The 21,823-nt window shown below is 71.5% G+C and carries 20 protein-coding genes; 12 read left to right on the top strand and 8 right to left on the bottom strand.

The features are described 5' to 3' along the window. Positions 1-104: 104 nt before the first annotated feature. On the top strand, positions 105-791 hold the full coding sequence (locus tag AC3X7Z_RS04730; RefSeq protein WP_489975162.1) for an NYN domain-containing protein: 687 nt from the start codon (positions 105-107) through the stop codon (positions 789-791). Positions 792-864: 73 nt separating this feature from the next. Beyond that, the gene (gene hflX / locus AC3X7Z_RS04725; protein ID WP_489975161.1) at positions 865-2,394 is read left to right on the top strand and encodes a GTPase HflX; all 1,530 of its coding nucleotides are present in this window, start codon (positions 865-867) and stop codon (positions 2,392-2,394) included. A gap of 30 nt (positions 2,395-2,424) precedes the next feature. Here the strand turns inward: hflX and AC3X7Z_RS04720 are convergent, their stop codons facing one another. Then, the gene (locus AC3X7Z_RS04720; protein ID WP_206054432.1) at positions 2,425-4,584 is read right to left on the bottom strand and encodes a M14 family zinc carboxypeptidase; all 2,160 of its coding nucleotides are present in this window, start codon (positions 4,582-4,584) and stop codon (positions 2,425-2,427) included. Positions 4,585-4,748: 164 nt separating this feature from the next. Here AC3X7Z_RS04720 and secD point away from each other — a divergent pair, with 164 nt between their 5' ends. The 3 genes from secD to AC3X7Z_RS04705 all read left to right on the top strand — a co-directional run bounded on the left by secD (position 4,749) and on the right by AC3X7Z_RS04705 (position 9,413). Beyond that, positions 4,749-7,034 (top strand): protein translocase subunit SecD, encoded by a 2,286-nt coding sequence (gene secD / locus AC3X7Z_RS04715; RefSeq protein ID WP_489975160.1) that lies wholly within the window; start codon positions 4,749-4,751, stop codon positions 7,032-7,034. Between the two features lie 196 nt (positions 7,035-7,230). Further along, positions 7,231-7,362 carry a hypothetical protein gene (locus tag AC3X7Z_RS04710; protein WP_260988491.1) on the top strand — a complete coding sequence of 44 codons (132 nt, stop codon included), beginning with the start codon at positions 7,231-7,233 and terminating at the stop codon, positions 7,360-7,362. 56 nt (positions 7,363-7,418) lie between these two features. Continuing rightward, positions 7,419-9,413 (top strand): ATP-dependent DNA helicase, encoded by a 1,995-nt coding sequence (locus AC3X7Z_RS04705; protein WP_241005215.1) that lies wholly within the window; start codon positions 7,419-7,421, stop codon positions 9,411-9,413. A 160-nt stretch (positions 9,414-9,573) separates the two neighbouring features. On the opposite strand, the gene AC3X7Z_RS04700 is transcribed toward AC3X7Z_RS04705, so the two are convergent. The 5 genes from AC3X7Z_RS04700 to AC3X7Z_RS04680 are packed head-to-tail and all read right to left on the bottom strand — an operon-like array spanning position 9,574 to position 12,782. After that, positions 9,574-10,305 (bottom strand): sulfotransferase family 2 domain-containing protein, encoded by a 732-nt coding sequence (locus AC3X7Z_RS04700; RefSeq protein ID WP_489975159.1) that lies wholly within the window; start codon positions 10,303-10,305, stop codon positions 9,574-9,576. Positions 10,306-10,347: 42 nt separating this feature from the next. Continuing rightward, on the bottom strand, positions 10,348-11,565 hold the full coding sequence (locus AC3X7Z_RS04695; RefSeq protein WP_489975158.1) for an NAD(P)/FAD-dependent oxidoreductase: 1,218 nt from the start codon (positions 11,563-11,565) through the stop codon (positions 10,348-10,350). A 43-nt stretch (positions 11,566-11,608) separates the two neighbouring features. Then, a complete protein-coding gene (locus AC3X7Z_RS04690) occupies positions 11,609-11,968 on the bottom strand; it encodes a nuclear transport factor 2 family protein (protein WP_206054431.1) in 360 nt (119 codons plus the stop codon). Next, positions 11,965-12,351, bottom strand: a complete 387-nt coding sequence (locus tag AC3X7Z_RS04685; RefSeq protein ID WP_489975157.1) for a hypothetical protein — start codon at positions 12,349-12,351, stop codon at positions 11,965-11,967. The genes AC3X7Z_RS04690 and AC3X7Z_RS04685 overlap by 4 nt, the downstream gene beginning before the upstream one ends. Before the next feature lie 17 nt (positions 12,352-12,368). Next, a complete protein-coding gene (locus tag AC3X7Z_RS04680; RefSeq protein ID WP_489975156.1) occupies positions 12,369-12,782 on the bottom strand; it encodes an NAD(P)-binding domain-containing protein in 414 nt (137 codons plus the stop codon). A gap of 82 nt (positions 12,783-12,864) precedes the next feature. Between AC3X7Z_RS04680 and AC3X7Z_RS04675 the strand changes: the two genes are divergently transcribed. After that, complete coding sequence (locus AC3X7Z_RS04675; protein WP_489975155.1) at positions 12,865-13,746, top strand: LysR family transcriptional regulator; 882 nt, start codon at positions 12,865-12,867, stop codon at positions 13,744-13,746. Between the two features lies 1 nt (position 13,747). Here the strand turns inward: AC3X7Z_RS04675 and lexA are convergent, their stop codons facing one another. Next, complete coding sequence (lexA, locus tag AC3X7Z_RS04670; RefSeq protein ID WP_489975154.1) at positions 13,748-14,470, bottom strand: transcriptional repressor LexA; 723 nt, start codon at positions 14,468-14,470, stop codon at positions 13,748-13,750. A gap of 128 nt (positions 14,471-14,598) precedes the next feature. Between lexA and AC3X7Z_RS04665 the strand changes: the two genes are divergently transcribed. From AC3X7Z_RS04665 to AC3X7Z_RS04650, 4 genes are all read left to right on the top strand, one after another. Continuing rightward, positions 14,599-15,417, top strand: a complete 819-nt coding sequence (locus tag AC3X7Z_RS04665) for an SDR family oxidoreductase (RefSeq protein ID WP_186339142.1) — start codon at positions 14,599-14,601, stop codon at positions 15,415-15,417. Between the two features lie 191 nt (positions 15,418-15,608). Next, on the top strand, positions 15,609-15,962 hold the full coding sequence (locus AC3X7Z_RS04660; RefSeq protein ID WP_489975153.1) for a LysM peptidoglycan-binding domain-containing protein: 354 nt from the start codon (positions 15,609-15,611) through the stop codon (positions 15,960-15,962). 201 nt (positions 15,963-16,163) lie between these two features. Continuing rightward, a complete protein-coding gene (locus AC3X7Z_RS04655) occupies positions 16,164-16,682 on the top strand; it encodes a hypothetical protein (RefSeq protein WP_489975152.1) in 519 nt (172 codons plus the stop codon). Positions 16,683-16,948: 266 nt separating this feature from the next. Further along, positions 16,949-17,446: a hypothetical protein gene (locus AC3X7Z_RS04650; protein WP_489975151.1), complete on the top strand. Its 498-nt coding sequence runs from the start codon at positions 16,949-16,951 to the stop codon at positions 17,444-17,446. A 49-nt stretch (positions 17,447-17,495) separates the two neighbouring features. On the opposite strand, the gene AC3X7Z_RS04645 is transcribed toward AC3X7Z_RS04650, so the two are convergent. Continuing rightward, the gene (locus AC3X7Z_RS04645; protein WP_186339137.1) at positions 17,496-17,837 is read right to left on the bottom strand and encodes a hypothetical protein; all 342 of its coding nucleotides are present in this window, start codon (positions 17,835-17,837) and stop codon (positions 17,496-17,498) included. A 353-nt stretch (positions 17,838-18,190) separates the two neighbouring features. On the opposite strand from AC3X7Z_RS04645, the gene nrdR reads away from it, so the two are divergent. Continuing rightward, on the top strand, positions 18,191-18,667 hold the full coding sequence (gene nrdR, locus AC3X7Z_RS04640) for a transcriptional regulator NrdR (RefSeq protein ID WP_489975150.1): 477 nt from the start codon (positions 18,191-18,193) through the stop codon (positions 18,665-18,667). A 124-nt stretch (positions 18,668-18,791) separates the two neighbouring features. Continuing rightward, on the top strand, positions 18,792-21,689 hold the full coding sequence (locus tag AC3X7Z_RS04635; protein ID WP_489975149.1) for a vitamin B12-dependent ribonucleotide reductase: 2,898 nt from the start codon (positions 18,792-18,794) through the stop codon (positions 21,687-21,689). The last annotated feature ends 134 nt before the right edge of the window (positions 21,690-21,823 follow it).

Here is a 21,823-nt window from a genome sequence, read left to right as displayed (position 1 = left end):
TGGTCCAGACCGACGGCCCCGATTCGGCCGATCGCCGCCGCGGCGGCCCGCGATGGAGGATCGTGCTGGACGGAACGTCCAGGACAGCCTGTGGGGGGCTCACGATGACCAACCTGATCGAGCCGCGCCCGGCGACAGCCGGCGCGGACAGCGACGACAGCGAGCTCGCCTCGCTCGTACGCCGATGGGTGGGCGCGCGCCGTGGAGGCACACCGCGCTCCGTCCCACCGCCGGCACGCGCGCCCGCCGCGGAGTCGCTGCGTCCCGCCGTCCCGGCCCCGCCCGCGGCGCGGGTCCTCCCGCGCCGGCCCGCCGGGCCCGACCCGGTGCAGGCGCGCCGGCTGGCCGTGCTCATCGACGCGCGCCGCATCCCCGAGGAGGTCGCCGCCGGGCTGCTGCAGCGGCTCGAGGGCCGCGGCTCGGTCACCGTGTGCCGCGCCTACGCCGACTGGAGCCGCTCCGACCTCGGCTCGTGGGTCGAGCACCTGCGCCGCCAGGGGCTGCACTCGTTCCACCAGCTCGCCGACGACGACGACCAGGCCCGGGTGGCGCTGGCCATCGACGCCGTCGACATCGCCCGCGAGTCCGCCGTCGACGAGGTGGTCGTCGCGGGCGACATGACCTCGATGCTCCCCCTGCTCCAGCGCCTGCACGCCGCCGGCGTCAGGGTCGTGGTGGCCGGGCCGCCGCACACGCCCTCCGACGTACGCGCCGCCTGCGACGAGTTCGTCGACGTGGGCACCCTCACCGGGCCGGCTCCCGCCGCCTCGGCCGGGCGGCACCGCGCCTGAGGCCCACCCCGCCGTCAGCCCTGCGCGAAACCGTTCGCGCAGGTGAGGCGGTGCGACCTAGGCTGGACGGCATATGACGAACGCACCTGACTTCAACCTGCGCGACGCGCTCGACGCCACCCGCGCCTGGGACGACGAGACCATCGAGCTCGACGACGAGCTGCTCGCCGACGACGTCGAGTCCGGCTATGCCGACGACGCGTCGTCCGACGCCTGGGACGAGCCCGACCCCGAGGAGCTCACCGTCGGCGCGCAGGAGCTCGCCGAGCGCCACGCGCTGCGCCGCGTGGCCAGCCTGCGCACCGAGCTCGAGGACATCACCGAGGTCGAGTACCGCCAGCTGCGCCTGGAGAAGGTCGTGCTCGTCGGCGTGTGGACCGAGGGCAGCGTCACCGACGCGGAGAACTCCATGGCCGAGCTCGCGGCGCTCGCCGAGACGGCCGGCTCCGAGGTGCTCGAGGCCGTGTTCCAGCGCCGCCAGAAGCCCGACCCCGCCACCTACATCGGCCGCGGCAAGGTCGAGGCGATCCGCGAGATCGTCGAGGCCACCGGCGCCGACACCGTGATCTGCGACGGCGAGCTGGCCCCCAGCCAGCTGCGCAACCTCGAGGACAAGATCAAGGTCAAGGTGGTCGACCGCACCGCCCTGATCCTCGACATCTTCGCCCAGCACGCCAAGAGCAAGGAGGGCCAGGCGCAGGTCGAGCTGGCCCAGCTGCAGTACATGAAGCAGCGCCTGCGCGGCTGGGGCGGCAGCCTGTCGCGCCAGGCCGGTGGCCGCGCTGCCGGCGGTGACGGCATCGGCGGCCGCGGCCCCGGTGAGACCAAGATCGAGACCGACCGGCGCCGCATCAACACCAAGATCGCCAAGCTGCGCCGCGAGCTCAAGGAGATGCGCGGCACCCGCGAGGTCAAGCGCCAGTCGCGCCGCCGCAACCACGTGCCCAGCGTCGCGATCGCCGGCTACACCAACGCCGGCAAGTCGTCGCTGCTCAACCGGCTGACCGACGCGGGCGTGCTGGTGGAGGACGCGCTCTTCGCGACCCTCGACCCCACCACGCGTCGTACGACGACCTCCGACGGCCGCATCTACACGATGTCCGACACCGTCGGGTTCGTCCGCCACCTGCCGCACGGCCTGGTCGAGGCGTTCCGCTCGACGCTGGAGGAGGTCGCCGACGCCGACCTGCTGCTCCACGTGGTCGACGGCTCGCACCCCGACCCCGAGGGCCAGATCGCCGCGGTGCGCGAGGTGCTCGCCGAGATCGGGGCGACCAAGGTCCCCGAGATCATCGTGATCAACAAGGCCGACGCGGCCGACCCGCTGGTGATCGGCCGGCTGCGGTCGCGCGAGCCGCACAGCGTCGTGGTGAGCGCCAAGACCGGTGAGGGCATCGAGGAGGCGCTGCGCGCCGTCGAGTCCGAGCTGCCGCGCCCGCAGGTCGAGTTCGACGTGCTGCTGCCCTACGAGCGCGGCGACCTGGTCAACCGGATCCACCAGGAGGCCGAGATCGGCTCGATGGAGCACACCGGTGACGGCACGCTCGTGGTCGGCCGGGCCAACGCCGACCTCGCCGGCGAGCTCGCCGCGTACGCCCGCTGAGCTCGTCAGCGGGCGCACGCGGCGCGGACCTCAGTCCTTGAGCCGGCCGCGTCGGCAGACGTCGCCGACGCCGACGACCTCGCCCCGGTCGACGACGACCTCACGCGTGCCGAGCACGCGGTCGCGACGGTCGGTGCAGGAGACGACCCACGCCTCCTTGACGCCGGTGTCGATCGGCGGGTCGGGGCTCTCGAACGTCACCTGCCCGGTCCAGTCGTGGGCGGCGTCGCCTCCCGCGTAGTTGTCGGCCACGAGGGTGTAGGTGCCCGGCTGCGGGTCGGGGACCCGGATCACCTCGGGGTTGCCGAGCGTCGCGCCCGAGCCCACCGGCGTGCCGTCGGGCCCGATGAGCGTGAAGTCCCAGTCGTAGGCCTCGGCGTCGTCCGACGGCCAGCCGACGGTCACCACCGCATAGCCGTTGTCGGCCGCGGGCAGGCCCTGCACCTCGAACGTCGTGGTCTCGCTGCTGCCGACCGCCGGGACGCCGGCGGGGTTGACGAGCGTGACCGGCGCCTGCGGCGGCGCCTCGGGGTAGCGGCCGTAGCGGCCCGCGACCAGCGGGCGCGTCGACGGGTTGACGTCCAGGACGAACCGGCCGCCGCGGTCGGTGGCGTACTCGGTGACGAGCGTGTCCTCGTAGAGGATGGGCTCGCCGACCGTGCCGTCGGTCTGGATCACCGGCGAGGTCGGGGACACGACGTGCTTGGACACCGTGATCGTGCGCCCGGCCGGCGCGGTGCCGCGGATGCGGGAGTGCAGCCCGTCGTCGGCCGCCGCCTCCGCGGCGAGCCAGTAGGCCTCCTGGTTGCCGCCGAGCCCGGCGCTGTCCGCGGGGGCCTGGCCGAGGTACTCCCCGACGACGGCCTCCTCGTAGGCGGGGTGGAAGCCCTCGTCGCCGATCTCGATCGTGTAGCCGAGGCCACCGGTGATCCAGTAGCTCCAGTCCTCCGTCGAGCCCGAGGTGTCGTAGAGCTGGTACGACGCCTGGCTGGTGTAGGCGTTCTGCGCCGCCATCGCGTCGCCGAGCGCCTTGAGCTCCGGCTCGTCCGGCGCCAGGCCGGTGGCCGCGATGGCCGGCGGGCGGAGCACCAGGTTGCTGTAGGTGTGGTTGGAGATCATGACCGTGACCGAGCGCTTCGAGATCAGCTTGCGCACGGCGTCCGACTCGGGCTCGCTGCCCGGCCCGTCACCGCGGAAGGTGTCGCTCGACCAGGTGGGGCTCGCGCCGCCTCCTCCCCAGAAGCCGGGGTAGTTGCGGTTGAGGTCGGTGCCCCGGAGCCGGCCGGCGGGGTTGTCGTCGCACGTCCCGGTCCGGTACTGCGCGGGCGTGGCCGCCGAGATCGAGCAGTTCTTGCGCTTCATCTCGTAGTCGAAGGTGCTGAAGTCGCCGAGCGGCGCCGCGCCTCGCGAGATCTTGAACCCGTCGACGTTCACGATCGGCACGACGATCACGCGCGAGTCCTCCAGCACGCGGCGGGCCCGGTCGCGGACGTCGCGGTCGCGGGCGTAGTAGGACTGCAGCAGGTCGAAGGCGAACTCCATCGTGTGCTCGGCGCTGGGCCACTCGCGGGCGTGGTGGGCGCCCATGAGGAGGAAGACGGGCTTGCCGTCGCGGACGTCGGTGGCGCCGACGCTGATCTCCAGGCCGCGGATGCGCTCGCCGAGCACCGTCGGGTTCTCGAGGGTGAGCGGCTTGGTGAGCGTGGGGTAGAGCCGGGCGAGCCGGGCCATGTCGCGCTGGTAGTCGTCGTAGGTGCGGTACGACGTCCGGCCGCTGGGCAGGGCCGAGGTCTCGACGCGGGCGTCGTAGGCCCGGTCGGCCTGGCGGTTGGCGCGCGTGAGCGCCTCGAGGTCGTCGACGGTGACCGTCCAGGTGAAGCCCGCGTCGCGCAGCGCCTCGGCGTCCTTGTCGTCGTGCAGGACGACCTCGATGCCCCGCTCGGTGGCGTGCTCGGTGACGTCGAGGCCCAGGGCGATCACCTCGTTGCGGTCCTCGACCTCCGGCGCCCGGACCATCACGATCTTGGTGGTGTCGTCGGACGCGGTGCGGGCGACCTCCCGGCGCCCGTCGTCGCGATCCGGCGCTCCCGCCCCGCTCGCCACCCCTGCCCCTGCGGCCAACCCTGCTGCCACCAGCGCGCCGACGGCCGCCAGCCGTACGCCACTGGTCGTTCTCCTGCGTGTGGACATGTGCCCTCCCGAGAGCGCGGCCGTGGATCGGCCGCAGTCTGACCACACAACACCCGTGCGGCGACCCCTGTCGAGAGGGCTCGGAACCTTCGTCCGGGGCCGCGCGTTGACCCCTCCGGGCCCTGATTGGGGCGTTCGAAGTCTCGTGGTGGAGGATGTCGCGCATGTCACGAGGTGTCTGGATCCGCTTCATCCTGGTGCTCGGCCTCCTGGCCGGGTGCGCGGCGCTCGCCATCAACGTCAAGCCCAACCTGGGTCTCGACCTCCGGGGCGGCGCGCAGTTCGTCTTCGAGGCGGAGGGCACCGAGCAGACCCCCGCCAACGCCGAGAACGTCGACAAGACGCTGCAGGTCCTCCGCGGGCGCGTCGACGCCCTCGGTGTCGCCGAGTCCACCCTCGTGCGCCAGGGCGACAACCGCATCCTCGTCGAGCTGCCGGGCGTCACCAACGACGAGGAGGCCCAGGAGGCCGAGGAGCGCATCGGCACCACGGCCAAGCTGACGATCCACGAGGTCCTCGCGACCGCGCAGCCCGACGCCAAGCCCAGCAAGAAGAAGAACCTCGTCCTGCCCTCCGACCAGGGCGACACGCTCGAGGTCGGTCCGACGGTCATCCAGGGCGAGGAGATCAGCGGCGCCAGCGCCGTGCAGCGCGACCAGAGCGTCGAGTGGGTGGTGGCCATCGACTTCAACGGCCCCGGCGGGCGCACCTGGGCCGACATCACCGGCAAGGCCGCCTGCAACCCGGCCGGCGACCCCAAGCGCCGCATCGCGATCGTGCTCGACGGCGAGATCATCTCCTCGCCAGAGGTCAACACCGACGTCGGTTGCGACGTCGGCATCCGCGGCGGCTCCACCGACATCACCGGCAACTTCACCTCCACCGAGGCCAAGGACCTGGCCGCGCTGATCGAGGGCGGCGCGCTGCCCCTCGAGCTCAAGGCGATCTCCGACCGCCTCGTCGGACCGTCCCTCGGTGCCGCGGCGATCGACGCCTCGATCGAGGCCGGCATCATCGGCATCGCGCTGACCGGCCTGTTCATCATCTTCGTCTACCGGCTCGTCGGCTTCGCCGCGACGCTCGCGCTCGCGTCGTACGCCCTGCTCGCCTACGCCATGCTCGTCGGGCTCGGCTCGACGCTCACGCTGCCCGGCCTCGCAGGATTCGTGCTCGCCATCGGCATGGCGATCGACGCCAACGTGCTCGTCTTCGAGAGAGCCAGGGAGGAGTACCAGGCCTATCCCTCGGCAGGGCTCAGGCGGGCGCTCCAGGTGGGCTTCAACAAGGCGTGGAGCGCGATCATCGACTCCAACATCACCACGCTCCTCGCCGCCGGCCTGCTGTTCTTCCTCGGCTCCGGCCCGATCAAGGGCTTCGGTGTCACGCTCTCGATCGGTGTCATCGCCTCGATGGTCTCGGCGCTGATCATCGCCCGGGTGCTGTGCGACGTCGCCGTCTCCAACAAGGCCGTCGGGCGTCACCCGGCCGTCAGCGGGCTGGGCTCGGTCGGCAAGGTCCGCGAGTGGCTGGACCGCAAGAACCCCCAGCTGATGAAGCGCCGCAACACCTGGCTCGGCATCTCCGCGGCCGCGCTCGTGCTCGCCGTCACCGGCATCGTCACCCAGGGGCTCAACCTCGGCGTCGAGTTCACCGGCGGCCGACAGCTCGACTACTCGGTCAGCAAGGACCTCACGGTCGACCAGGCGCGCGAGGCCGTCGCCGAGGCCGGCTTCCCCGAGGCCGTCGTCCAGTCCGCCGACACGGCCGACTTCACCGTCCGCACCGGCGCGATCTCCAACTCCGAGGAGCAGCGGATCGAGGAGGAGCTCGCGAAGGTCGGCGGCACGGTCGACAAGGTCGACGACCAGCAGATCGGCGCCTCGCTCGGTGAGCAGCTGCGCAACAACGCGCTCATCGCCTTCGGCGTCGCGTTCCTCGCCCAGCTGCTCTACCTCGCCATCCGCTTCAAGTGGACCTTCGGTGTCGCCGCGGTGCTCGCGATGGCGCACGACGTGATCCTCGTCGTCGGGCTCTTCGCGTGGCTCCAGAAGCCCATCGACGGCATCTTCCTGGCCGCGGCGATGACCATCGTCGGTCTGTCCGTCAACGACACCGTCGTCGTCTTCGACCGCATCCGAGAACGGTGGTGGGGCTCCAAGCCCGACGACAAGTTCATCGACATCTCCAACAAGGCGGCGGTCGAGACGATCCCCCGCACGGTCAACACCGGCCTCGGCTCGATGTTCATCCTGGCCGCGCTCGTCTTCCTCGGCGGCGACTCGCTGCAGGACTTCGCCATCGCGCTGCTCGTCGGCCTCGTCGTCGGCACCTTCTCCTCCGTCGTGGTCGCCACCCCGCTGCTGACCTACTTCAACGAGAAGTGGCCCATGAGCCGGGTGAAGAAGGAGAAGGTCGAGCGGGCCCGCGAGGACTCCGGCGCGGTCGTCTGACCCGCCGGGCGCCTGGGCGCCTCTCTCCGCTCTTCTCGTCTGGTCGGAGTCCCCGCTCGAGCGGGGACTCCGACACTTCGAGGCGGTTGCAACCCCCTCCAGGTGTCGGACTTCCCCTCCAGGTCGAGGGTCGGCGCGCCTGGACGGCCGTCCGGATAACCGGGACCGGCTGGGCGGGACGGCGTACGCTCGCCCCATGTTGTGGATCCTGCTGATCGTCGTCCTGGGCGTGGTCGCCTACCGCTTCCGGTTCAAGATCCTGGCCAAGGTGCTGGGCCAGCCCGAGCGTCGCATCGAGCGTCAGATCGGGCGCAAGAAGAACTACTGAGCGGCTCTGTGGACGGCGTACGACGGAGCGTCGGCGCCGCCACGTAGGGTGCTCTGGTGCCTGAGACCGCCACCGCCCCCGCGCCCGTCAGCGAGGTGCTGAGCACCGCGGTCGCCGCGCTCGGCGGCCAGCAGCGCGACGGGCAGGTGCAGATGGCCACCGAGGTGGCCGAGGCGATGGAGGAGGGCCGCCACCTCCTCGTGCAGGCCGGCACCGGCACCGGCAAGTCGCTGGGCTACCTCGTCCCGGCGATGCTCCACGACAAGCGCGTCGTGGTGGCCACCGCGACCCTCGCCCTCCAGCACCAGCTCGTCGAGCGCGACCTGCCCCGCCTGGTCGAGGCGGTCAAGGACGTGCCCGGGCTCGACACGTCCTACGCGGTGCTCAAGGGGCGCTCCAACTACGCCTGCCTCCACCGCATCCGCGCCGGCGTCCCCGACGACCAGGGCACGCTCGTCGACGTGCCCACCGGCTCGCTGGCCGAGAAGGTGCTCGAGCTGCGCGCGTGGGCGGAGGAGGAGTCGGAGCAGGGCGGCAGCGGCGAGCGCGACAACGCTCCGCGGCACACCGACCGCGAGTGGCGCCAGGTCTCGGTCAACCACCGCGAGTGCCTGGGCGCCAGCAAGTGCCCGTTCGGCGCGGAGTGCTTCGCCGAGCTCGCCCGCGAGAAGGCGCACCGCAGCCACCTGATCGTCACCAACCACTCCCTCCTCGCGATCGATGCGATCGAGGACGTGCCGATGATCCCCGACTACGACACCGTCGTCATCGACGAGGCCCACGAGCTCACCGCGCGGGTGACCCAGGCGGCCACCGACGAGCTCGCGGTGCCCGACATCGAGCGCGCCGCCCGCCGCGCCAGCCGGTGGACCGACTCCGCCGACGGCGACCCGGGCGGCGACCTCGAGGACGCCGCGCAGCAGCTCGCCGAGGCCTTCGAGGCGACGCCCCCCGGCCGCATCGACCAGATGTCGACCCAGCTCTCCGACGCACTGGTGCTCGTCCGCGACGCTGCCCGCGCCTGCCTGTCGGCGTTCCCGCGCGAGTCCGGCGGCGAGGGCGAGGGCGACGCCGGCCGCACCCAGGCCAAGGGCATGGTGCAGGAGGTCTTCGTCAACGCCGAGCGGATGGCCGCCGGCTCGCAGGCCGACGTGCTGTGGCTCGGCGAGGCGCGCGACCGCTTCCCGGCCCGGCTCCACGTCGCCCCGCTCCAGGTCTGGGGCCCGATGCGCGACAAGCTGCTGAGCGACAAGACGGTCGTCTTCACCAGCGCGACCCTGATGCTGGGCGGCGAGTTCGGCGCTGTCGCCACCTCGCTCGGCCTCAAGCCCACCGAGCGCGTCGACTCGCAGGTCGCCCCCGCCGACCCCGACACGGCGCTGCCGTGGAAGGGCATCGACGTCGGGTCGCCCTTCGACTACGGCCAGCAGTCCATCCTCTACGTCGCCCGCCACCTGCCCCAGCCCGGACGCGACGGGCTCGGGCCTGCGCAGCTCGACGAGATCTGCGAGCTCGTCGACGCCCTCGACGGCCGCACGCTCGGCCTGTTCTCCTCCCGTCGTGCCGCCGAGACCGCCGCCGAGGCCGTGCGCGCGCGGCTGCCCCACCTCACGACGCTCGCCCAGGGCGACGCCCAGCTGCCCGAGCTCGCCAAGCAGTTCGTCGACGACCCCCACACGATCCTGTTCGGCACGCTGTCGCTGTGGCAGGGCCTCGACGTGCCGGGCGACACCTGCCAGCTGGTGATCATCGACCGCATCCCCTTCCCGCGCCCCGACGACCCGCTCATGTCGGCGCGCCAGCGGGCCGCCGACCAGGCCGGGGGCAACGGCTTCATGCAGGTCGCCGCCACCCACGCCGCGCTGCTCCTCGCGCAGGGCGCCGGGCGGTTGATCCGCACCACGTCCGACCGCGGGGTGGTCGCCGTGCTCGACCCGCGCCTGGAGACCGCGCGCTACGGCCGGTTCCTCAAGGCCTCCCTGCCGCCGATGTGGTCGACCACCGATCCCGCGCTCGTGCGGCAGGCGCTCAAGCGGCTCGGGCAGTCCTAGGCCCCTGGTCCCGCTTGTTGCGGTTTGCCGTCAGGACGGTCGGTCGACCCTTGCGGCGGACACCATGTCGGCAGTTCGGCCGGGGACGGGCCACCGTCACGCTCGGCACCGGGGTGCCGGGCATGCGAACTGCCTTCATGGTGGTCGCCGCCCAGGGGGCTCACGCCGGCGGCTCGTAGCCGAACACCTGGTAGTCGCGGGCGTACATCCGCCCGACCAGCTCGCCCAGCTCGGGCGACACCCGCCGGTCGCGGCCACCCGGCGCCGTCTGGTTCTTCGGCGCGGTCGGCACCGCCGGGGCGTCGATGCGCTCGCACACCTCGGCGAAGTCGCGGTCGAACGTCTCGAGCCGGCCGACGAAGTCGACCCGGTTGAGGTCGATCATCCGGCTCTGCAGCGTCAGGTGCTGGTCGGTGCCCGGGACGGCCGCCAGGTCGTGGCCCGCGGTCCAGCGGGCGAACTCCTCGATCGCCTGCATCCGCGCGTGGGTGGCCGGGTCGAAGCCGTAGTAGTTGTGGTCGACGACCTTGTCCTGCCACGCCGAGACGAAGCGGTCGAGCGGGTCACGCACGAAGGCGAAGGTGAAGTAGTCGGCGAAGCTGGCCAGGGGATAGCGCACCCGCATCGCGTGGTCGACGTCCATGCTCACGCCGTGGGTCTCGCAGTGGTGGCGGATCGTGCGGGTGGCGACCTTGGCCACGCGATACCAGACGAACCGGTGGCTGTGGCTGATGGTGAGGTTGTACGCGAGCGGGCTGAGCCACGCGGACGCCTCGGCCGCGCCCGCCAGCCGCTCGACCTCCTCCTGCGCCTCCGGCGTCAACCGCCGTCGGTTGCCCGGGCGGGTGCGGAAGAGCCCCGGAGGGGGAGGGTGGGGGCCGGAGGATGACATCGGCGCGAGGCTACACCGGCGCCGCGCCCTGCCCGGGCGCGCTCAGCCGAGCGGGATGCGCCCGCGCAGCGACTCCGGGTCGGCCACCGGCTGCTTCGCCGTCTCGGCGATCACCTCGCGGGCCCGGTCGACGCTGTCCCAGACGTTCCACAGCAGCACGCCGCGCACCAGCCCGGACCGGAGGTAGTAGACGACGCCGGTGCCGATCTCGCCGTCCTTCCAGTCCTCCACCAGGTCGAGGTCGCTGCTGGTCTCGCCGACGGCCTCGTAGCCGAAGTCCAGGATGTCGGACCAGAAGAAGGGCGTGTAGCCGTACGCCTCGTCGGCGCCCGCCATCGCCCTGCCGGCGTGCTCGCCGGACTTCTCGGCCTGGTCGACGTGCTCGACGCGTCGGCGCCCCAGCAGCGCGTCGGGGTAGGACGCCACGTCGCCGGCGGCGTAGACGTCGGGGTCGCTCGTGCGCAGGTGCTCGTCGACCACGACGCCGTCCTCGACCTCGAGGCCGGCGGACTCGGCGAGGCCGGTGCGCGGCAGCACCCCGACTCCGATGACGGCCGCGTCGGCCGCGACGTCGGTGCCGTCGGCGAGGCGGATGCGGACGCCGCTGTCGTGCTCGGTGCCGCGCTCGACCGAGCCGTGCACGAGCCGCACGCCGCGGTCGGCGAGCGCCTTGGTCACCGTGGCCGCCAGCGCGGTCGGGAACATCTGCTCCTGCACGTCCTCGCGGTCGAGCACGAGCGTCACCTCGACGCCGTTCTGCACCAGGGCGGAGGTGATCTCCGAGCCGATGTAGCCGCCACCGACGACGACGACGTGGCTGCCCTCGGTCGCGATCGTCCGCAGCCGCTGGTAGTCGGCGGCGGTGCGGTAGTAGACGACCCGCGGGCCCGGGTCGACGGGGACCTGGCGGGGCTCGGCACCGGTGGCCAGCAGCAGCTTGCCGTAGCCGACGGTGCTCCCGTCGGCGAGGCGTACGACATGGGCGCCGGGGTCGATCTCCGTCACGGTCGTGTCGGTGGCGAGGTCGACCGCGTCGTCGTCGTCGAGGTCGTAGGCCAGCGACGCCCCCTCGAGCGTCTCGTCGTCCTTGAGCCAGAGGTCCTTCGACAGCGCCGGTCGGTAGACGGGCTTGTCGGGCTCGGAGCCGATGACGGCGATGCGGCCGCTCTCGTCACGCGAGCGGATGCCCTTCGCGGCGCTCGCCGCAGCGACCCCCGCACCGACGATGACGTAGTCATAGGACTGCTCGAGGTGGCTCATGGAGCCATCGTGCCCGCCGGACCCTGAGGTGCACCGGTCCGCGTCAGGACGCGTGCCGGTGGTAGACCTTGTTGGCGATCCGCCAGACGCCGTCGACCCGCACCAGGACGAACATGTCGGTGAAGACGGACTCCCCGTGGCGCAGCGTCATGGTCGCCGTGGCGACGGTCCCTTCGACGCACACCTGGTCGACGGTCCTGCTCCGGTCCGCCTCGTCGGGCGCCGGCGTGCCGTCGAACAACGCGCAGTAGTCGTCCATCGACCAGGAGGTGAAGGTGCCCTCACGCAGCCCTTCGACGTGCGCGGTGGGCAGGAACGCGGTGCGGAACCACGACGGGTCCCCCGTAGCGTGCCCGCGGGCATAGGCGTGCAGCGGCGCCCGCACGTCGTCGATGCCGGTCACGACGTGGCCGTCCGGGTGGAGGCGGAGAGCGCCACGGCCGACACGTCGTCGGCTCCGGTCAACCGACCCGTCGTGACGAGGCGGGAGAGCCGGTCGAGCGGGGCCGAGGGTCCTCCCGCAGCTGCGAGGAGCCCGAGGTCCTTGACGAGCGCGTCGACGGTGAAGTGCGCGGTCTGGTCGGGGCGCTCGAGGCGAGGGCGGAGCGATCCCACGGTGTCGCCGAGCCGCCCGAGGGCCAGCACGTCGAGCGCCGCGGTGAGCGGGAGCCCGAGCGCCGCTGCGCCGGCCAGGCAGTCGCGCACGGAGAGCAGCGCGGCGGCCAGCGACGCGTTGGCGACCAGCTTGGCGGCCGCGGCCTCGCGCGGGGTGGCGAACCGGCTCACGCCGCCCAGCACCGGTGTCAGTGCCGTGACCGCTTCCTCGAGTCGGCTGCCGGTCCGCCCGCCAGGAGGCGCAGGGTGCGGGCCCGGACCGCCGGCACGGAGCCGACGACGGGCGCGTGGACGTATCGGCCGCCCGCCGAGGACACGATCGACGCCAGCGCGTCGGCCTCGTCGACTCCGACCGTGCTCGTGACGACGACCAGTCGCCCGGCGAGGTGCTCGGCGACCTGGGCGAGCACCGCGCGACAGGCAGGCCCGTCGTAGACGGCGAGCATGACCGGCCCCGGGCGCGCCAACGCCTCCGGGGCCGTGCCGGCCGTCCCGCCGCCGCCTCTGCTCCACGACGCGACCCGTGCGCCCGCGGAGGCAAGGGTCTCTGCCATCGCCCGGCCCATCCGCCCGAGCCCCAGCACCACCACGTGTTCGTTCATGCCTACGACCATGGAACCGGCAGCGGCCTGCGACAAGCGGAGGTGTCGCATCGCTCCATGCGGTCTGCGCATACTTCTCTGCATGGCGTTGACGGCGTGGCGGACCTTCGTGGCGGTGTGCGAGGCCGGCTCCTCCGCGGCCGACGAGCTCGGCTACACCCAGTCGGCGATCTCGCGCCAGGTGGCGAGCCTGGAGCACGACCTCGGCGAGGCCCTGCTCGAGCGCCTGCCGCGCGGGGTCCGGCCGACGGCCGCAGGGCAAGCGCTGCTGCCGCACGCGCGCCTGCTGGTGGGTGAGGCGGCCCGGGCGAGGGACGCCGTACGTCGCGCCCGCGCTGGCGACGCGGTGCCGCTCACCCTCGGCGCCGTGCCCTCCGCCTCCGTGGACCTCGTGCCCCGCACGCTGCGGTCGCTCCCGGCCGAGGGTCCGCGGGTGGCGCTGCGCTCGGACGGCTCGGCCCGGCTGCACGAGCGGGTGCGCACGGGCGACGTGGACGTCGCGGTGGTCACCGACTATCCACCCGGCCTGCCCACGGACCCCGAGGTGCGACGTACGAGACTGCTCGAGGACGAGATGTGCGTCGTCCTGGCCGCGGGGCACGCCCTGGCCGCCGGCCGCCGGCGCGTGCGGCTCACGTCGTTCGCCGACGAGATCTGGGCCGAGGACCACCCCGGCTCGGGCAGCCTGCTCGAGCGGGCCGCGGGCCGGGTCGGGTTCGAGCCCAGGGTCGAGCTGGTGGCGGGCGACCTGCTCGGCAAGGTGGCACTCGTCGCGGCCGGGCTCGCCGTCGCCCTCGTGCCGGCGATGCTGGTGCCGGGCCTGCCGGCGGGCGTCGCCGTACGCCGTCTGGTCGCGCCACCGACCCGCACCGTCTACGCGCTGAGCCGCGAGCGTCGTCCGCGGACCGGCGTGCAGGAGCTGACGGCGGCGCTGGTCGCCGCCGCGTCCGGCTCCGCGCGGTAGGTCAGAGGCTGCGCAGGACCGCCGTCACCACGCCGAGGATCGTCGCGTCGTCGCCGGGGATCGGGTCGTAGGCGTCGTTGTGGGGGAGCAGCCACACGTGGCCGTCCTTGCGCTGGAACGTCTTGACGGTCGCCTCGCCGTCGATCAGCGCGGCGACGATCTGGCCGTTGGTGGCCGTCTGCTCCTGGCGGATCACGACGTAGTCGCCGTTGCAGATCGCCGCGTCGACCATCGAGTCGCCGGAGACCTCGAGGAGGAAGAGGGTGCCGTCGCCGACGAGCTGCTTGGGCAGCGGGAAGACGTCGGTGACCTGCTCCTCGGCGAGGATCGGGCCACCGGCGGCGATGCGGCCGACGACCGGGATGTTGATCGCCGTCGGCATCGCGTCGCCGATGCCGGTCTCGTCGATCGAGGTCTCCTCGCCGCTCGACATGCTGCGACGGGCGGCCATCACCTCGGGGAGGAACACCTCGAGGGCGCGGGGACGGTTGGGGTCGCGCTTGAGGAAGCCCTTGCCCTCGAGCACGCGCAGCTGGTGGGCGACGCTCGAGGACGACGTGAGGCCGACGGCCCGGCCGATCTCGCGCATCGACGGCGGGTAGCCCTTGGTCTCGATGGAGTCCTTGATCGTGGCGAGCACCCGCTGCTGGCGCGGGGTCAGGCCGGTGGCGTCCGGGGGTCCGTCGGGCATCTCGATGACGTTCTTGTCGTCCTGCTTGGCCATGCGTCCTCCAGTGCGGTTGCCCCCTCCGTCCACGGCTGGTCAGGGAGGAGCTGGTGCGCCCACCGTAGACCGCCCGGCAGGTCAGGATCAAACACCTGTTCGAAGCCGCGTGTCGCTAGGGTCCCGCCATGACGACACGCTCCTCGACACCCTCCTCGACCGGGACCCCCACCGTGAGCGTCGTGACGGGTGGTGCGCGTGGGATCGGTCGCGGCATCGCCGAGCTGATGATCGCCCGCGGCCACCGGGTCCTGATCGGCGACCTCGACGGCGCCGCGGCGACCGCCACCGCGGACGAGATCGGCGCGGTCGCCGGCCTGGCCCAGGACGTACGCGACCCTGCGTCGCACCGGCTCGTGGCGGAGGAGGCGGCTCGCCACGGCGAGCTGACCGCGTGGTTCAACAACGCCGGCGTCGGCGACGACGGCACGCTCGCCGAGCTGGCGGAGGAGCAGGTGCGCCGCTTGGTCGAGGTCAACCTGCTCGGCACGATGTGGGGCACCCGCGCGGCGCTCGCGGCGTTCGGCCCAGCGGGTGGCGACGTCGTCAACGTGGCCTCGCTCGCCGGCCTCGGCCCGGTGCCGGGATACAGCGTGTACGCGGCCACGAAGGCCGCGGTCGTCTCGCTGTCGACGTCGGTCAACGCCGAGTCGCCGCGCGGGGTGCGGGTCCACGCCCTGTGCCCCGACGGGGTCGACACCGCGATGCTCGCCGCGCAGGACCCCGACGGCCTGGGGTCGCAGCTGGTCTACTCGGGAGGCCCGATCCTGGCCGTGGCGGACGTCGCGGCGGCCGCGGTCGAGCTCGTCGGGTCGAGCCGGGTGGTGCGTGCCGTGCCGGGGTGGCGCGGGGGAGTCGTGCGCGGCTCGGCGCTGGCTCCCGGGCTGATGCAGCACGCGGCCGGGCTCTTCGCCGCGCAGGGCCGGCGCGCCATGAAGCGCCGCTGACGTCTCCACCTGGGAAGCCCCGAACATTTGTTCGACGAGGTGCTTGCGTCGTTCGAACACGTGCTCTACCGTCGTACACATGTTCGATCGAACGTCTGATCGACCACCGGTGGCCGAGGCCACTGTCGGTGGGCCCGACTAGACATTCGCTCGACAGAGACGACCGGCTGATTCTTCCCCAGGAGGCCACCATGAGCACCCTCAGCCTTTCCCCCGCTTTCGCCCCGGCTGCTGCCCAGTGCCGCTCCACCGTGCGGCTGACCCGCCGTGGCCGGCTCGTGGTCTTCCTGACCTCGCTGTTCCTCGCCCTCGCCGTGGCGTTCGTCCTCGCCGGCGGCGCGGTCGGCACCGGCGAGGCCGGCCAGCCCGCCCCGACCCAGATCGTCCAGGTGGCGCCCGGCGACACCCTGTGGGGGATCGCCAGCGACATCGCCACCGACGGCGACGTCCGCGCGGTGATGACCGAGATCGAGCGGCTCAACGCCCTCGAGTCCGCCGGCCTCGCGGCCGGCCAGAAGCTCCGCGTCCCGGTCGTCTCCGACTGACGCGCGAGGCCTCCATCAGCCGCTTCGACCCCGGCTGGTGGACCAGGGGAAGGCGAGGGGCGGGCCCACGGGCCCGCCCCTCGGCGCATTTCCATCCCGGCCCCGCTGGGGCGTCGTCCACAGGTTTCGTCGCCGGGGTGGTTGCGGGGGCGCGGGAATGGGTAGTTTCAGCGTGCTGATGTCGTTCTCGGGAGGCACTTCATGCACCTGCCCCGCGCACTCGCCCTCACCCTCGCCGTCCCGCTCCTTGTGGCCGGGTGCTCCGACGAACCCGCCCCCGAGCCCAAGATCCCCGATCCCACCAGCTCCTCGCCGACCCCGACACCCACGGAGACCGAGACGGTCGCCGTCGAGAGTCCGGAGGACTTCATTCGGAGGTGGCAAGCGGCGGCGCTGGCGGCTCAGAACACCGGGGACACCAGCGCCTATCGAGCATTCGGGCCACAGTGCAAGCCCTGCTCCGACTTCGCGGATCAAGTGGATCAGATCTATTCCGAAGGTGGCCTAGTTGAGCTGGCAAGTCTCCGAGTAGCCAGCGTTCAGTCGGCCGGAGGCGCGAACCAGTACAGGCTCATCCGCGTCCTTGGCCCAACCAGAGTCTTGAACGCCCAGGGCGAAGAGGAGCAGTCCTTCGCCGGTGGACGGGAAGTCCTGAACGTCTTCCTGGGGCGGGTCGGGCGCGACTGGCGCATTAAGAACTTCCTGAGGACGACGGCATGAGGGTCGCGATGGCCCTAGGCATTTTCGCCGCGGCCGCGCTCTATGCACTTCCGGCGTCCGCAGCGGATGGACCTTGCGCCGTGGCTGGCGGTCTGGACTCCGTCAACGCCGAATGCCAGTGGACATACGCTGAGTACTCCTCGAGTTCAAGCTCGGCTGACGAACACACGTGGGTGGTGGCGATCCAGTGCGGCAACGGCGGCATCTGTTCGGAGCAAGTGGAGTGTGTTGAGGGCGGAGCGGCCGGGTTCGTCCACGACGTCTACATGGACGGCACGGACGTGGGAGACGTGTGCGTCCCGGAGGACGCGGTCCAGGAGGTCGACCTGGCCAAGCTCATCCTCCGCGAGTTCAGACGCATCCAGTGGCCGGGGTCGCAGCTCGTCGTGCAGCCGCGCGGCGGCCGGACGCTGGTCAACTTCCAGACCAACTTCTACACCCCCGACCACCGTCAGATCGACCAGTCCGTGACGATCGCTGGCCAGTCGGTCGTGATCCGGGCGGTGCCTGTCTCCTACACCTACTACTTCGGCGACGACACCAGCACGACGACGGCCAGCCCCGGGAGTCCCCACCCCGACCTCGAGATCACCCACGAGTACGCGCGCACGGGCGACGTCGTCGTACGGGTGGACACGACCTACGCCGGCGAGTACCGGATCGGCGAGGGAGCCTGGACGGCGATCGACGAGACGCTCACCGTCACCGGCGCCAGCGAGGACCTCGAGATCGTCGAGGCGCTCCCGCAGCTCGTCCTGGAGTAGCGAAGATCGTGGACGTTCCGAGCCAGTGGGCGGCTCGGAACCTCCACGGTCAGCGAGCGGCGCGCTTCCCGCCGACGGGGCGCGGGGGAGCGTCGTCCGGAGGGGGTGGCGCCTCGGTGATCCCGAGGGTCCGCATCAGCCGGGCGACGAGCATCAGCCCTGCGAACAGGCAGGCGATCGCGCCGAGGCAGGCCAGCGCCATGAACAGCCAGGCCGAGCCGCCGGAGGAGCTGCGCGCCGCCGTGCCGAAGTCGATGGCGGCGTAGACGAGGTAGCCCCACGCCACCACGCACAGGGTGATCGCGGCACCGAGGACGAGGGCGGTCCGGTCGAGGGTCCGCGGGGGCCGCGCGCCTCTCCGCGCACCTGCTCGCTTCCCCGCTGTGGACACCCCGTCATTGTGGCGGATGGGGCCTCATGGGGCAGGGGTTCGACGAGTTTGGCGCCGACCGACACGCCGTCCAGGACCGCCCCCTAGGTGCGGTGCCGCGCACTGACCTGCGGTTTTGTCGAGCCGGCGAAATACCTCGGCCGAGGATTCGCGTTCGCTTGCCAGGCGTTGTGGTCGGGGCGTACGGTTACCACTACATCTAGTACTTACACCGCTGTAGTTATCCACATCTGGTGCACAGGCCAGAGGGCGAACCACACAGCCCGAGGCTAGTTGTCCACAGGAACATCCCCAGCCGACACCCCGTTATGTGGGTGTATGACGCGCGCCCACCGCTCGAGAGGAGGACCGCCGTGCACTGTCCCAACTGCAAGAACGAGGACACCAAGGTCCTCGACTCCCGGGTGGCCGACGACGGCGCCTCGATCCGCCGGCGGCGTACGTGTGCCGCATGCGACCGCCGCTTCACCACGGTCGAGAAGATGCAGCTCACGGTGCTCAAGCGCTCCGGCGCGACCGAGCCGTTCAACCGCGACAAGGCGATCGCCGGCGTCCGGAAGGCCTGCAAGGGCCGCCCGGTCACCGATGCCCAGCTCGCCTGCCTCGGCCAGGAGGTCGAGGACGCCCTGCGCCTGAGCGGTCAGGCCGAGTTCGACGCCAACGACGTCGGCCTCGCGATCCTGGCCCCGCTGCGGGCGCTCGACGAGGTGGCCTACCTGCGCTTCGCGAGCGTCTACCGCGCGTTCGAGTCGGTCGACGACTTCGACGCCGAGATCAAGATGCTGCGGCTCGAGCGAGCCGCCGACGATCAGCCCGTGCAGACCGGCTGACCCCCCAGACGGGCCCGGCAGGTAGTGGGGAAGCTGCCTGCCGGGCCTCACCAAACCCCCCGCGAGTCGACTCGCGCACGCACCACCACCCGCACCATCCATATACGAGGGACAGAGGAACTCCATGACCGAGACGGTGAGCACCCGCGCCAAGGCGAGGGGCAAGGGCCTGAAGATGGAGCGCGTCTTCAGCGCCGAGGGCACGCACCCCTACGACGCCATCACGTGGGAGCGTCGCGACGTCCTCCAGCAGAACTGGAAGACCGGCGAGACCGTCTTCGAGCAGCGCGGCGTGGAGTTCCCCGACTTCTGGTCGGTCAACGCCTCGACGATCGTCACCACCAAGTACTTCCGCGGCGCCGTCGGCTCCGACGTCCGCGAGTGGAGCCTCAAGCAGCTCATCGACCGGGTCGTGAAGACCTACACCAAGGCCGGCATCGACAACGGCTACTTCGCCACCGACGCCGACGCCGAGATCTTCGAGCACGAGCTGACCTGGCTGCTGGTCAACCAGTACTTCTCCTTCAACTCGCCCGTCTGGTTCAACGTCGGCACCCCGTCGCCGCAGCAGGTCTCGGCCTGCTTCATCCTCTCGGTCGACGACTCGATGGACTCGATCCTCAACTGGTACAAGGAGGAGGGGTTCATCTTCAAGGGCGGCTCCGGCGCCGGCCTCAACCTCTCCCGCATCCGCTCCTCCAAGGAGCTGCTCTCCTCCGGCGGTACGGCGTCCGGTCCCGTCTCCTTCATGCGCGGCGCCGACGCGTCCGCGGGCACCATCAAGTCGGGCGGCGCGACGCGTCGTGCGGCCAAGATGGTCGTCCTCGACGTCGACCACCCCGACATCGAGGAGTTCGTGATGACGAAGGCGCGCGAGGAGGACAAGATCCGCGCGCTGCGCGACGCCGGCTTCGACATGGACCTGGGTGGCGCCGACATCACCTCCGTGCAGTACCAGAACGCCAACAACTCCGTGCGCGTCAGCGACGAGTTCATGCGCGCCGTCGAGGACGGCACCGAGTTCGGCCTGCGCTCGCGCGGCACCGGCGAGGTCATCGAGACCGTCGACGCCCGCGACCTGTTCCGCAAGATCAGCCAGGCCGCGTGGGAGTGCGCCGACCCGGGCCTGCAGTACGACGACACGATCAACGACTGGCACACCAACCCCGAGACCGGCCGCATCACCGCGTCCAACCCGTGCTCGGAGTACATGTCGCTCGACAACTCCTCGTGCAACCTCGCCTCGCTCAACCTGCTGAAGTTCCTCAAGGACGACGACACCTTCGACGCCGCGCTCTTCGCCAAGGCCGTCGAGTTCATCATCACCGCGATGGACATCTCGATCTGCTTCGCCGACTTCCCGACCGAGGCGATCGGCAAGACCACCGTCGACTACCGCCAGCTCGGCATCGGCTACGCCAACCTCGGCGCGCTGCTGATGGCGATGGGCCTGGGCTACGACTCCGAGGGCGGCCGCTCGATGGCCGCCGCGATCACCTCGCTCATGACCGGCACGTCCTACAAGCGCAGCGCCGAGCTCGCCGGGATCGTCGGCCCCTATGCCGGCTACGCCCGCAACGCCGAGGCCCACAAGCGCGTGATGCGCAAGCACCAGGCGGCCAACGACGTCGTACGCGTGCTGCACACCGAGGACGGCCGGGTGCACAAGCTGGCCACCAAGGCGTGGGCCGACGTGATCAAGGTCGGTGAGAAGTTCGGCTTCCGCAACGCGCAGGCGTCCGTCCTCGCGCCCACCGGCACCATCGGCTTCATGATGGACTGCGACACCACCGGCATCGAGCCCGACTTCTCGCTCGTGAAGTTCAAGAAGCTCGTCGGCGGCGGCTCCATGCAGATCGTCAACCAGACGATCCCGCGGGCCCTGAAGAAGATGGGCTACCAGGCCGAGCAGATCGAGGCGATCGTCGCCTACATCGCCGAGCACGGCCACGTCGTCGACGCCCCCGGCCTCAAGACCGAGCACTACGAGATCTTCGACACCGCGATGGGCGCCCGCTCGCTCAAGCCGATGGGCCACGTGCGGATGATGGCGGCCTGCCAGCCGTTCCTGTCCGGTGCGATCTCCAAGACGGTCAACCTGCCCGAGAACGCCACGGTCGAGGAGATCGAGGACGTCTACCTGCAGTCGTGGAAGCTCGGCCTCAAGGCGACCGCGATCTACCGCGACAACTGCAAGGTCGGCCAGCCGCTGTCCGACGGTGGCGGCAAGGCCAAGAAGGACGCCGCCGACAAGGCCGCGGCCTCCGCCGAGGTCGAGACCAAGGTCGTGGAGAAGGTCGTCTACGCCCCGGTCCGCAAGCGCCTGCCCAAGTCGCGCGTCTCCCGCACGACGTCGTTCACCGTCGGCGGTGCGGAGGGCTACATGACCTCCGGCGCCCACGACGACGGCCAGCTCGGCGAGGTCTTCCTCAAGCTCGGCAAGCAGGGCTCGACCCTCGCCGGCGTGATGGACGCCTTCTCGATCGCGGTGTCGATCGGCCTGCAGTACGGCGTCCCGCTGGAGACCTACGTCTCGAAGTTCACCAACCTGCGCTTCGAGCCCGCCGGCCTCACCGACGACCCCGACGTGCGGATGTCGCAGTCGATCATGGACTACATCTTCCGTCGCCTCGCCCTGGACTACCTGTCCTTCGAGGAGCGCTCGCAGCTCGGCATCTACTCCGCCGAGGAGCGCCAGCGCCACCTCGAGACCGGCTCCTACGAGCCGCTCGTGGAGGAGACGGGCTCGGCCTCCGAGCTCACGTCGGCCGCGTCCTCCTCGGCGTCCGCGGACGTCGTCGAGGTCCAGGACCTCGAGACCAAGGACACCCACGGCGCCGAGGCCCGCGAGGTCCCGGCCCGAGTGACCACCGGCGAGGCGAAGACCACCGCCGAGCTCTTCGAGAAGCTCACCGGCACCGCCGTCGACTCCCCGCTCTGCATGACCTGCGGCACCAAGATGCGCCCCGCCGGCTCGTGCTACGTGTGCGAGGGCTGCGGGTCCACTAGCGGCTGCAGCTGACCTGATCGACGCATGAAGTGGGCTCGACGCCATCGGCCTCGAGCCCACTTCGTTTGCCACGAGAGGCCAGGGGACTGCTGCACGGACAGGTCAAGATGTCACCTATCCGTACACCAGTCCCTCCGCAACACCCG

It is taken from the genome of Nocardioides sp. Z24_21, assembly GCF_058134345.1.
Note: the sequence above shows the minus strand (reverse complement) of the source record. Positions and strands in the feature narration are given on the sequence as shown.